This is a genomic window from Streptomyces tibetensis (assembly GCF_007655005.1).
Lineage (GTDB): Bacteria > Actinomycetota > Actinomycetes > Streptomycetales > Streptomycetaceae > Streptomyces > Streptomyces tibetensis.
This window is the reverse complement of the sequence record NZ_SZVW01000010.1, coordinates 163,075-175,553: the sequence shown is the minus strand read 5'-3', so window position 1 is coordinate 175,553 and position 12,479 is coordinate 163,075. Positions and strand designations below refer to the sequence as shown.

9 protein-coding genes are annotated in these 12,479 nt (G+C 71.6%); 6 read left to right on the top strand and 3 right to left on the bottom strand.

What is annotated here, in order from left to right; genetic code table 11:
- Window positions 1-6: 6 nt before the first annotated feature.
- From FDO69_RS18720 to FDO69_RS18710, 3 genes are all read left to right on the top strand, one after another.
- Window positions 7-924 carry a quinone oxidoreductase family protein gene (locus tag FDO69_RS18720; protein WP_104780983.1) on the top strand — a complete coding sequence of 306 codons (918 nt, stop codon included), beginning with the start codon at window positions 7-9 and terminating at the stop codon, window positions 922-924.
- 139 nt (window positions 925-1,063) lie between these two features.
- Window positions 1,064-2,935, top strand: a complete 1,872-nt coding sequence (locus FDO69_RS18715) for a sialidase family protein (protein ID WP_104780982.1) — start codon at window positions 1,064-1,066, stop codon at window positions 2,933-2,935.
- Window positions 2,936-2,946: 11 nt separating this feature from the next.
- Window positions 2,947-4,182, top strand: coding sequence for a DUF4185 domain-containing protein (locus tag FDO69_RS18710; protein WP_104780981.1), 1,236 nt, complete (start codon window positions 2,947-2,949; stop codon window positions 4,180-4,182).
- On the opposite strand, the gene FDO69_RS18705 is transcribed toward FDO69_RS18710, so the two are convergent.
- Window positions 4,118-5,131 carry a bile acid:sodium symporter family protein gene (locus FDO69_RS18705; protein ID WP_167526642.1) on the bottom strand — a complete coding sequence of 338 codons (1,014 nt, stop codon included), beginning with the start codon at window positions 5,129-5,131 and terminating at the stop codon, window positions 4,118-4,120. The two genes, FDO69_RS18710 and FDO69_RS18705, sit on opposite strands and share 65 nt — an antisense overlap.
- A 162-nt stretch (window positions 5,132-5,293) precedes the next feature.
- On the opposite strand from FDO69_RS18705, the gene FDO69_RS18700 reads away from it, so the two are divergent.
- From FDO69_RS18700 to FDO69_RS18690, 3 genes are all read left to right on the top strand, one after another.
- Window positions 5,294-6,172, top strand: coding sequence for a LysR substrate-binding domain-containing protein (locus FDO69_RS18700; RefSeq protein WP_104780979.1), 879 nt, complete (start codon window positions 5,294-5,296; stop codon window positions 6,170-6,172).
- Between the two features lie 324 nt (window positions 6,173-6,496).
- On the top strand, window positions 6,497-8,323 hold the full coding sequence (locus tag FDO69_RS18695; RefSeq protein ID WP_104780978.1) for an AMP-dependent synthetase/ligase: 1,827 nt from the start codon (window positions 6,497-6,499) through the stop codon (window positions 8,321-8,323).
- A 156-nt stretch (window positions 8,324-8,479) separates the two neighbouring features.
- Complete coding sequence (locus FDO69_RS18690; RefSeq protein WP_104781101.1) at window positions 8,480-9,271, top strand: aldo/keto reductase; 792 nt, start codon at window positions 8,480-8,482, stop codon at window positions 9,269-9,271.
- A gap of 219 nt (window positions 9,272-9,490) precedes the next feature.
- Here the strand turns inward: FDO69_RS18690 and FDO69_RS18685 are convergent, their stop codons facing one another.
- Together FDO69_RS18685 and FDO69_RS18680 are read right to left on the bottom strand one after the other, a co-directional pair.
- On the bottom strand, window positions 9,491-10,387 hold the full coding sequence (locus tag FDO69_RS18685; protein ID WP_104780977.1) for a class I SAM-dependent methyltransferase: 897 nt from the start codon (window positions 10,385-10,387) through the stop codon (window positions 9,491-9,493).
- Between the two features lie 130 nt (window positions 10,388-10,517).
- Window positions 10,518-12,239 carry a glycoside hydrolase family 6 protein gene (locus FDO69_RS18680; RefSeq protein ID WP_104780976.1) on the bottom strand — a complete coding sequence of 574 codons (1,722 nt, stop codon included), beginning with the start codon at window positions 12,237-12,239 and terminating at the stop codon, window positions 10,518-10,520.
- Window positions 12,240-12,479 lie beyond the last annotated feature (240 nt).

Sequence of the window (12,479 nt, the reverse complement as noted above, 5' to 3'; positions counted from 1 at the left end):
GGTGTGATGCGCCGCGTCCGCTACGAATCCCCAGGCGGCCCCCTCTTCGTGGAGGAGGCGCCGCTCCCCGCGCCCGGCCCCGGAGAGCTGCTCGTGCGTGCGGAGGCGATCGGCGTGACGCTCCCGGTCGTGCGCAAGGTCGCCGAGGCGGCCGAACCGGTCCCGCTCGGCGGCGAGATCGCCGGGCAGGTCACGGCCGTCGGCGAGGGCGTCACAAGCTTCGGCACCGGCGACCGGGTGACCGGACTCTGCTTCGGCCACGGCTACGCCGACTTCGCGCTGCTGCACGAGGCCATGGCCTCCCCGGTTCCGGTGGACGCGAGCGCCGTCGACGCGGTCGCCCTGGTCCGCAGCGGGCTGGTCGCCCTCGGTGCCCTGGAGGCGGCCCGCCCCGAGCCGGGCGAGGCGGCCCTGGTCACCGCGGCCGCGAGCGGCGTCGGCCAGCTGGCCGTGCAGCTGGCCAGGACGCGCGGCGCCGGACGGGTCGTGGGAGCCGTCTCCGACCCGGGCAAGGCCGACTTCGTCCGCGGTCTCGGCGCCGACCACGTCATCTCGTACGGCGACGCGAGCTGGGGAACGCCGGTGGACTACGTATTGGACGCGGTCGGCGGCGAGCTGCTCACCCGCGCCCTCCACGCACTCGTCCCCGAGGGGCGGCTGGTGGCGTACAGCTCGGGCGGCGGCGCCATCCAGGCCTACGACCTGCTGGTGGGCGCCAAGTCGGTCATCGGGTTCCAGATGGCCCGCATCGCCCGGGGCAAGCCGGAGTTGTACGAGCAGTGGCGTGAGGAACTGTGGCGGCTGTTCGCGGCCGGAGAGCTCAGGCCCCTCGTCCACGGGGAGTTCGCCCTGGAGGACGCGGCCAAGGCGCACGCGGAGATCGAGGGCCGATCCAACCTGGGCAAGGTCGTCCTGATCCCCTGACGCACGGTCCTTGTGGGGGGTCTGTGAGCCAAGTACCGTCTGTGGCCCACACATGGGACGTGGAATGTCCGAATGACCGGATGTCCGATCCCATGGTTCGGTGGTCCAGCCGACAGACGCATGAAGGGCAGGTCGCACCATGCCGTCAAGTCTTCGCGCACGTCTGAGATCCACCCTGACAGCCGCTGCCGCCGCCGGGGCGCTCCTCGCGCCCACCGCCCCGGCGCACGGCCAACCCGCGGCCGCTTCAGCGGAGTTCGACCAGCAGGTGCTCTTCAAGGCGTCCCAGGATCCGGGCTACGCCTGCTTCCGGATCCCGGCGATGGTCCGCACCACCAGCGGCACCCTGCTCGCCTTCGCCGAGGGCCGTGTCCTCAACTGCGGTGACGCGGCCGACATCGACATCGTCGTCAAGCGCTCCACCGACGGCGGCCGCACCTGGGGGCCGCTCCAGGTCGTCACCGAGGGCGCGGGCGACACGCACGGCAACCCGGCGCCCGTCGTGGACCGCCGGACGGGCCGGATCCTGCTGGCCGAGACGTACAACACCGGCCGTACGGACGCCGGCAACTGCACCGTCCCCTGCGACCGCACCCCGCACCTGCAGTACAGCGACGACGACGGCCGCACCTGGTCGAAGCCGCGCGATCTGAGCGACGAGATCCTGCCCGAGCACTGGAACTCCTGGTACGCGACCGGACCCGTGCACGGCATCCAGCTGACCCGCGGCAAGCACGCCGGGCGGCTGGTGTTCGGCGTCAACACCGAGACGTGGAACGGCGGCCGGGTCTCCGCCAACCACGCCGCGCTCGTCGTCAGCGACGACGGCGGCGACTCCTGGCGGGTCGGCGCCACGGACACCTGGCCCATAGCGCAGGACGGCACGTTCCGGCAGAAGCCGTCCGAGGTGACGCTCACCGAACGCGCCGACGGCGCCCTGCTCGTCAGCGGCCGGGAACAGGACGGCACCGACCTGGGCCACCGCTCCCAGACCCTCAGCCTCGACGGCGGCGGCAGCTTCGCCACGCCTTTCCGCGACCTGCCGGACCTGTACACCCCGCAGGTCCAGGGCGCGACCCTGCGCCTTCGCGACCGGATGCTGCTGTCCGCCCCGGCCGACCCCGACCGCCGCCGCACGATGATGGTCCGCTCCTCCTACGACGGCGGGCGCACCTGGGAGAGCGTGGACCGAGGCACGGTCGTCACCACCGACTGGTCCGGCTACTCCGACATGGCGGCCCTGGGCGGCGGGGCAGTGGGCCTGCTGTACGAGGGCGGCGCGGTCGACGCGCGCGACGAGATCCGCTTCGCCCGCTTCACCGAGGACTGGCTGAAGCCGCGCCGGGGCGCCGACCCGACCACGCGTGACGCGGCGGCGGGCGCCAGGCCCGCGGCCGTGCTCGGCGGCGCCGCGCGGACGGCCGGTGTCCGGGGCGGCGCGCTGTCCTTCGACGGCACCGATGACGCCGTACGGCTGCCCTACCGCTCCCGGCTCCCGCTCGGCGAAGGGGACTTCACCGCCTCGCTGCACTTCCGCTACACGGCCACGGCCGGCGAGCAGCCCTTCCTGTGGATGGGCGGCATCGGCAGCACCCAGCCGCAGATCTGGCTGCGGGGCGAACCGGCGAGCGACCGGATCCGAGGGCTGATCACCACCCGGTCGGGCGCGACGACCGTCAGGTCCGCCTCGGTGTCGACCGACGGCGCCCACAATGACGGCCGTTGGCACCATCTGGCGCTGCGCCGGGGCGACGGACAGCTGACGCTGTTCCTCGACGGCACGCCGCTCGGCACCGCTGACGTGCCCGGATCGGTCAGCCGCAACTCGCCGTTCGGCGTGCACATCGGCCAGCGCATGGACAGCCGGGCGTTCCTCACCGGGGCGATCGACGACGTCCGGGTGTGGAACCGGGCCCTGAGCGACGAGGAGCTGGCCTCCGGCGCCTCGGGCGCGGCCTCCCGGGGCACGGTGCTGTGGCTGCCCATGGACCGGGTGAGCGGCAGCAACTAACGTCACAGGACGTGCCCGACGACTCAGGAGCATTACGAGCACGACAGCGCACGGGAACCGGGATCGGCCTGCTGCTGGTCCTGGTTCTCGGCGCGGCGCTGCTCATCGCCCTGCCCGGCGACGACGGTTCGGACCACGACGGCTGTCAGGCGCTCACCGTCGGCTCCTGGGACACGGACGACGCCCTCGACGCCGAGTTCGCCCGCTACGGCGACGACGCGAGCCGCACGGACGACTGGACCGGCGGCGACGGCACCCACTCGGTGCGGTTACCGGACGGCCGGGTGCTGTGGCTGTTCTCGGACACGTACCTGGGCCGGGTGTACGGCCCGCCGAACCCCCACGGGGAGTCCTACGCCTGGCGGGACGCCGGCACGCCGCTGGTGCGCAACTCGGCCGTGCTGATGCGCGACGGCCGCCTCGAGACCACCCTGCCGGCGCCGCTGTTCGCCGACCCGGCACCGAACCAGTGGCGCTGGCCGGTCGCCGCCCGCGTCGAACCCCGCTCCCCCGGCTCCTCGGAGCGGGTCGTCCGGGTGCTGCTGTGGGTGCGCACGGCAGGCCGGCCCCCTTGGATCTACGGGGTGCCCACCGCGACCGAGGTCGCCACGCTGTCACTGCCCGAGCTGCGCCTGGAGTCGATCGTCGAGGTGCTCGGCCAGCAGTCGGTGCCCGACCCGTCCCGGCGGGTGCTGTTCGGCACGACGCTGGTCGAGGAGGACGGCTGGACCTATGTGTTCGGCGGCGACGACGGCCGGGCCGCTTCCCGGCCCGCCTCGCACGCGTACGCGGCCCGGGTGCCGGAGGGCGCGCTCGCGGATCCGGCGGCCTGGCAGTACTGGAGCGGCTCGGCGTGGGTGCCCCGCGCCCGTCCCCGGCCGGTACTCGGGGACGGCCGGCGCAAGGGCGTGGGCAGCGCGTTCTCGGTCGTCCGGGAAGGCGGTACGTACCTGCTGTTCACGATGGCGGCCGGGCCCGAGGGGCTGACCACCGTGGCGTCCTACTGGGCCTGCTCCCCGGCCGGGCCGTGGCACGGTCCGGGAGAGGAGTTCGGCCCGCCGCTGCCGCAGGGGCAGGTGGCCGCCTACAACCCGCAGGCGCATCCGGTGCTGAGCGGCGAGGGACGGCTCGTCCTGAGCTACGACGTGAACTGGCTGGAGACGACGGGCGCCGCCGACCGGCTCAGCCGGAACGTGTCCCTGTACCGACCACGGTTCGTGTCGTTGCGGCTGGCTGCGGTGCGGTGACCTCCGCCGCCGCCTCCCGCGCGCGCCGCTTGGCGATCACCGCGCACACGATGAGCTGCATCTGGTGGAAGAGCATCAGCGGCAGCACGGCGAGCGCCGCCTGCGCGCCGAACAGGACGCTCGCCATGGGCAGTCCGGCCGCGAGAGACTTCTTCGACCCGGCGAACTGGATCGCGATCCGGTCCGCCCGGCCGAAGCCCAGCGCCTTGCCGCCGTACCAGGTGAGCAGCAGCATCACGGCGAGGATCACGGCCTCGACGACGGCCAGGGCGCCCAGCCGCACCGGGCTGACCTGGTGCCATATGCCCTGGACCATGCCCGCGCTGAACGCGGTGTAGACGACGAGCAGGATCGAGCCGCGGTCCACCAGCCCGAGGACCTGCTTGTGGCGCGTGACGAAGCCGCCGATCCAGCGGCGCAGCAGTTGCCCGGCGACGAACGGCACCAGCAGTTGCAGCACGATCTTCAGCAGCGAGTCGGCGGAGAAGCCGCCGCCGCTGCCGCCGAGCAGCGAGGCCGCGAGCAGCGGGGTGGCGACGATGCCGACGAGGGAGGAGAAGGAGCCCGCGCAGATCGCGGCGGGCACGTTGCCGCGGGCCATCGAGGTGAAGGCGATCGACGACTGGACGGTCGACGGGACCAGGGTGAGGAAGAGCAGGCCCTGGTAGAGCGGGTGGGTGAGGATCACCGGCACCAGCCCGCGGGCCGCGAGTCCGAGCAGCGGGAAGACCAGGAAGGTGCAGGCCAGAACCGTCACGTGCAGCCGCCAGTGCCGCAGTCCGTCGAGCGCCTCCCGCGTGGACAGCCGGGCGCCGTACAGGAAGAACAGCAGGGCGACCGCCGCCGTGGAGGCACCCGAGGCGACGTCGGCGGCCGGTCCGCGCGCCGGGAACAGTGCGGCGAGGCCCACCGTCCCGAGGAGGAGCAGGATGTAGGGGTCGATCGGCATCCAATGCGGCCAGCGCAGGCGTTTCACGGTGCTCCACTTGCTTTGGTACTTCGGTCGGTCCGGGGCCGTAACGGCCCCCTTCCATCCTGCTTCCCCGACGGGCGATCGGGAATCCCGTATACCGCTCTCACTGTCATTGCGTTCCGCGATAACCTGGGGTTCATGTACGACCCGTCCCATCTGCGCACGTTCCTGTCGGTGGCGCAGACGCTGAGTTTCACGCAGGCCGCGCGGCGGCTCGGGGTGCGGCAGTCGACGGTCAGCCAGCACGTGCGGCGCCTGGAGGACGCCACGGGGCGGACGCTGTTCACGCGGGACACGCACTCCGTGGAGCTGACCGAGGACGGCGAGGCGATGCTCGGTTTCGCGCGCCGGATCCTTCAGGTGCACGAGCAGGCGGCGGCGTTCTTCACCGGCACCCGGCTGCGCGGCCGGCTGCGCTTCGGCGCCTCGGAGGACTTCGTGCTGACCCGTCTGCCCGAGATCCTGGAGGGCTTCCGGCACGAGCACCCGGAGGTCGACCTGGAGCTGACGGTCGAGCTGTCGGGCACGCTGCACGAGCAGCTGGCCGCCGGGAAGCTGGATCTGGTCCTGGCCAAGCGGCGGCCCGAGGACCCGCGGGGCGAGCTGGTCCGGCACGACCGGCTGGTGTGGATCGGCGCGGAACGCCTCCGGCTCGACCCGGACCGCCCGGTGCCGCTCATCGTCTACCCGCCGCCCGGCATCACCCGCGCACTCGCCCTGGAGGCCCTGGAACGGCACGGCCGCGACTGGCGCGTGGTGTGCACCAGCGGCAGCCTCAACGGCCTCGTCGCGGCGGCCCGGGCCGGCCTCGGCGTGATGGCCCACTCCCGCGGCCTGATCCCGCCGGGTCTGGTCCGGATCCCCGACCGGGCGGGGCTGCCGGAGCTGGGGCAGGTCGACTTCGTCCTGGTCCACGGCCGGCGCCGCCCCTCCGCCCAGGGCGCGGCGGACGCCCTGGCGGCGGCGATCCTGGCGGGCGGGGACCGACTGCAGCGCAGCGAGCGCAAGGGACTGTGACCTGGCCGGTCAGCCACCTCCGACGGAAGCGGAGTGACGAAATCCGCCGCCGTCCCGCTGACAGAAGGGACGCCGTTCGACGGCGTTTCGCGCCACGGCCGGACTCGTACAGATTCGGTGGAGATTACGGCACCGAAGCTTACTCAACCGTCAGGTTTGTGTCCGACCCTTCCCCATGTGAGCGCTTTTTCCCTCGCTGACCAGCGCGGACCGGGGCGGTGTGTGCTTCCGTACCCCCTCCCGCCCCCCGGCCGGGTGGGGTAGCTTTCACGGCGCTGTGCGGGGCGTCACTCGACAGAAGCGCTGAGGAACGGGGAGCGGGGTTTGCGCGAGTTCACCAACCCTCCGTTGGCGTTGGCACCTCCGGTGGGCGGTCTGGCCGACGTGGTCTTCGAGCATGCCCAGGAGGACCCGCAGCACATCGCGCTGGGCCGCAAGGACGACTTTGGTGAATGGCAGGACGTCACCAGCGCCGAGTTCCGCGACGAGGTGCTCGCCCTGGCCAAGGGCCTGCTGGCGAGCGGCATCCGGTTCGGCGACCGGGTCGCGATCATGTCCCGCACGCGCTACGAGTGGACCCTCTTCGACTACGCGCTGTGGACGATCGGCGCCCAGGTCGTGCCGGTCTATCCGACGTCCTCGGCCGAGCAGTGCTTCTGGATGCTGTACGACGCCGAGGTGACGGCCGCGGTCGTGGAGCACGAGGACCACGCGATGACGATCGCCACCGTCATCGACCGGCTCCCCCGGCTTCGCCGGCTGTGGCAGCTGGACTCCGGCGCCGTGCACGAGCTGTACGACGCGGGCGCGCACCTCGACGACGAGGTGGTGCACCGCCACCGGCAGGCCGTCACACCCGACTCGGTCGCCACGATCATCTACACCTCGGGCACCACCGGCCGCCCCAAGGGCTGTGTCATCACACACGGCAACTTCATGTACGAGGCGGACACCGTCATCGAGCGCTGGGAGCCGGTGTTCCACTCCCGGCGCGGCGACGAGGCGGCCACCCTGCTGTTCCTGCCGCTCGCGCACGTCTTCGGGCGGATGGTCCAGGTCGCCGGGATCCGCGGCAAGGTGAAGTTCGGCCACCAGCCGCAGCTGAACGCGGCGGCCCTGCTGCCGGATCTGGCCGCGTTCAAGCCGACGTTCTTCCTGGCGGTGCCGTACATCTTCGAGAAGGTGTTCAACGCGGCCCGCCGCAAGGCCGAGAAGGAGGGCCGCTCCGGACCCTTCGAGAAGGCCGTCGACATCGCGATCAGGTACGCGGACGCGATGGAGGCCAAGGCCTGGGGCACCGGCCCCGGCCCGTCGGCGGGCCTGCGCATGCAGCACCAGCTGTTCGACAAGCTCGTCTACACCAAGATCCGCGCCGCGATGGGCGGCCGCATCAAGCACGCCATGTCCGGCGGCTCGGCGATGGACCGCCGCCTCGGGCTGTTCTTCGCCGGGGCGGGCGTGCACATCTACGAGGGCTACGGCCTGACCGAGTCCACGGCGGCCGCGACCGCCAACCCGCCCGGGCGCACCCGGTTCGGCACGGTCGGGCAGCCCATCCCGGGCATGACCGTGCACATCGCGGACGACGGCGAGATCTGGCTGCACGGCGAGAACGTCTTCCAGGGGTACCTCAACAACCAGAAGGCCACCGACGCGACCCTGCACGACGGCTGGCTCGCCACCGGTGACCTGGGCGCACTGGACGAGGACGGCTTCCTCACCATCACCGGCCGCAAGAAGGAGATCCTGGTCACGTCCGGCGGGAAGAGCGTTTCCCCCGGCGTACTGGAGGAACGCGTCCGGGACCATCCGCTGGTCAACCAGTGCATCGTCGTCGGCAACGACCGTCCGTACATCGCCGCCCTGATCACCCTCGACCAGGAGGCCGTGGAGCACTGGCTGGCCATGCGGTCCAAGCCGCAGATGTCCGCGGCGGAGCTGGTGCGCGACGCGGATCTGGAAACGGAGGTGCGCCGCGCGGTGGTCGCCGCCAACACCCTCGTCTCGCAGGCCGAGTCGATCCGCACCTTCCGCATACTGGCCCAGCCGTTCACGGAGGAGCACGGGCTGCTGACCCCGTCCCTCAAGCTGAAGCGGAAGGCCATCGAGAACGCGTACGAGAACGAGGTCGAGGCGCTCTACCGGGCGTGACCTCCACCCCGCGGGGCAGGTGTGGCTTCGGAATTCTCCCGTCAGGAATGCATCACCGCCCGTGATCGTTGACGATGGGAGCACACTGACCACTTACCGAAGGATCGAGAGCTCGTGAGCAAGGTCCCCCCGATCATCCTGAACAACGGCGTCGAGATGCCCCAGCTGGGCTTCGGCGTCTGGCAGGTGCCGGACGACGAGGCCGCGACGGCCGTCGGGACGGCACTGGAGGCCGGGTACCGCAGCATCGACACCGCGGCGATCTACGGCAACGAGGAGGGCACCGGCAAGGCCATCGCCGCCGCCGGCCTGCCCCGCGAGGAGCTCTTCGTCACCACGAAGCTCTGGAACGCCGACCAGGGATACGACTCCACGCTGCGCGCCTTCGACACGTCGCTGCACAAGCTCGGCCTGGACTTCGTCGACCTGTACCTGATCCACTGGCCGACGCCGGAGCGGGGTCTGTACGTCGACACCTACAAGGCGTTCGAGAAGCTGCACGCCGACGGCCGGATCCGGGCCATCGGTGTCTCCAACTTCCTTCCCGAGCACCTTCAGAGGCTGATCGGCGAGACGTCGGTCGTCCCGGCGGTGAACCAGATCGAGCTGCACCCGCACCTGCAGCAGGGTGCCTCCCGTGAGTACCACGCCCAGCAGGGCATCGCCACGGAGGCCTGGTCCCCGCTCGGCCAGGGCAAGGGCCTGCTGGAGGTCCCGGCGATCGTGGCCATCGCCCGCAAGCACGAGCGCACCCCGGCCCAGGTCGTGCTGCGCTGGCACATCCAGCTGGGCAACGTGGTGATCCCGAAGTCCGTGACGCCGTCGCGGATCAAGGAGAACATCGAGGTGTTCGACTTCAGCCTCGACGACGAGGACCTGGCGGCGATCAGCGCCCTGAACGAGGATCGGCGCATCGGCCCGGACCCGGCGGAGTTCAACGGCGCCTGAGCCGCACCGACGGCACCCGGGCTCCAAGCCCCTCGCAGGGCCGGACCCCTCGCAGGGCCGGACCTCTGGCGGTGCCCCCTCTCCGGAGCCCCCTCGCGGGGCCCGACTTCCGGCAGCGCCCCGGCCGGAGCCCCCTCGCAGGGCTCCGGCCGGGGCGCTGTCGTTCTGGGGAGGCTCCTCATGGGACCGGCTGCCGTGAAGGCGCTGAACCAGCGGCCGCTACGCGGGCCGGACCGCCGTGTGCACCGTGTGGGCCTCCAGGACGAACACGTCCGGGCGCCGGTGCAGGCTCGCCTCGTCGTCGGGGTCGAGCAGGCGGTCGACGGTCGCGAGATCCTCGGCGTCGAGCTCCGCGGCGAGCATGTCGCGCATGTGTGACAGCGACGCCACGACATAGGCGCGCGCCCGGTCCGAGGCGGGGGCCGGGAGGTCGAGCAGGAAGCTGTGCGTCCTCGTGTGCTTCAGTCCCGCGGCGGCCAGCAGGGCCGGCCAGTGCTCCGTCTCGGCCACGTGCCCGGGCAGGTCTGTGCGCATCCGGCTGAACCACTCCGCCTCCACCGCGTCGATCCGCGCTTGGAGGCCGGGCCGGCCGATGCCGATGTCGCGCGGCAGGAACCGCAGAGGGAGGCCGCCCTCCATGAGGGCCAGCGTGCCGCCCGGCGCGAGCCGCTGCGCGAAGGCGGCCAGCGCGGCCCGCTGGTCGCCCAGGTGGTGCAGGCTGCGGCTCGCCCAGAGCAGATCGGCGGGGTAGTCCAGCTCGCCGAGCACCTCGGGCAGATCACCGGCGAGCGTGCCGAAACGGTCGGCGACACCCTGCCGCCCGGCCCGTGCCCGGGCCCGCTCCAGCAGCGCTTCGGAGCCGTCCACCGCCACGATCCGCGCGCCCGGAAAGACCTCCGCGAACAGGCAGGACACGACGCCCGGTCCGCTGCCGACGTCGACGATCAGCCCCGGCTCGGTCACCTCCTGCGCCAGCCAGCCCAGGGCCCGCTCGTACAGGGAGGCGAACAGTTCCGCCGAGGACTCCAGCATCGGGCCCATCTCGGCCCAGTCGAGGTCCGTGTGGCCGTGGTGAGGGCCGTGGCCCTGCTCGTGGTCGTGGTGGTGGTGCCCCATGGTGGTCAGCCTCTCGCTCGGGTGCGGTCAGCGTGCACCGACGCACCGGACGGAGGCCACTGCTGTTGCCGGTCCCGCAAAATCCGCCGGGGCCCGGGCCCCGGCGGATCAGCGGTTCACCGCGAACCCGTCAGGACAGCGGCGGGTACGCGTTCTGCATCAGCTGCCGGAACTGTGCGGAGAACCAGGCCCCGGACAGCGGCGCGTCCGGCAGGGCACCGGACATGTTGTTGTTGTTGCGCGGGTTGCCCGTGTAGGTCGGGTCGCACATGCGGTCGAAGCCCTTGCCCTCCTCGTTCGGGATCTGCTTGCTCGCCCCGTCGGACTCACCCGGCGGCTTCATCCACACGTAGGCGTCGATCCCCGCGGCCGGGGCGGCCTTCGGGCGCTCGCCGAGGCCGGCTCCGGACTGGTTGCACCAGTTGCCGGTGTTGAAGCGACGGTCGTAGCGCCCGCCGTCGACGTAGGTGTCGACACTGGTCGTCGCGCCCGGTCCGGTGGGCCGTGCGGCGCCGCCCCAGCCGTTGCGGGAGGTGTCGATCAGCATGCCGATGTTCGAGTTGAAGCCCGCCGTGACCAGCTGGTTGCGGAAGGCCTGGGCGTAGGACAGCTCGTCGACGTAGCGGTTCCAGTCGACCCACTTCGACTCACGGACGGACTTGCCCGCCACGGTGTCGCTGATGGTGAAGTTGTTCTCCTTCAGCGCGCTGTAGTTCGCCGTGTTGGTGATGAAGCCGTGGACGTCGTTCACCGTGGCGCCCTCGGCGGTCGCCGCCTCCTTCATGATGGTGGCGGTGGGGCCGAAGTTGTCGTCCCAGCCGATCCAGCCGTGGTGTCCGGCGTCGACGTAGTTGTAGACGTTCGGCACGTCACCGAGCTTGTTCAGTGCGTAGCCCACGCCCTTGATGTAGTTGCCGTTGGCCTTCATCACGTCGCACTGCGGGACGGCCGTCGGGCGGCTGCCGGTGTTGGTGACGAGGTTGGGCAGCGAGTCGATCTCGACCGTGGTGACGATCCGCAGCGAGGCGTACTTCGGGTCGGCGAGGATGGCCTTGATGGGATCGATGTACTCGGTCTTGTAGCGGCCGATCTCGTCAGCCTTCAGCTCACCGTTGGAGGCGAGGGCGGAGCAGTCCCGGCCGGGCAGGTTGTAGATGACGAACTGGACGACGAGTTCGCCGGAGCCCTTCTGGCGCAGCGCCTCGTCGAGGTGGGCGCGCAGGCCCATCTTTCCACCGGCGCCGTTGATCGCGGCGATGCGGTCCAGCCAGACACCGGTCGGCTGGTTGGCGATCCGGCTGCCGCCCGGCTCAGCGGCGGCGTTCGCGGACCACTCCGGGTTCACGTACACCTTCGCGCCCTCGTAGGGGTTGTTCACCCGGTTGGACGGTCCGCCCGGGTCCGGCGGATCCGTGGGGCCGCCGGGACCGCCGCCGTCGACGTTGCAGGTGACACCGTCGAGGGTGAAGGTCGCCGGGATCGCGTTGCTGCCGCTGTAGCTGCCCTGGAAGCCGAAGCTCACCGAAGCGCCGGTCCCCAGCTGGGCGTTGTAGGTCTCGTTGGCGGCGGTGACGCCGGCACCGCTCTGACTCAGCTTGGCGTTCCAGCCGCTGGTGACCTTCTGGTTCCCGGCGTACGACCACTTCAGCGACCACGACGACTTGGCGGCGCTGTTGTTGGTGATGGTCACGGCGGCGGTGAAGCCGGTGCTCCACTCGTTCTGGATCTTGTAGTCGACGGTGCAGGGGACGGCGGCGACGCCGGTACCGCCCGGGTCGACGGCGAACGCGGTGCCGGTCGCGCCGGCGACCAGAGCCATGGCGGCCAGTAACGCGGTTCTCGTACGGCTCATGAGTGGGGGTCCCTCTTCCGTTGGGTTCCTTGCGATGTCCGCGGTTCCGTGGGGGGTTCGGGTGCGATGAGGTGTCGCGGGCAGGGCGAAGCCGGTGCGGCGCCGTACGGGCCGACGCGGGGCGGCAACTGTCCTCCGCACGCGGGCGTCTCGCGCCGGCGGCGGCTCAAAGTACTGAACGCGGGGGGTGTCGCATGAGCGACTCCTTGCAGGTCGGGCGTGCCGTGACGGACGCGTCGA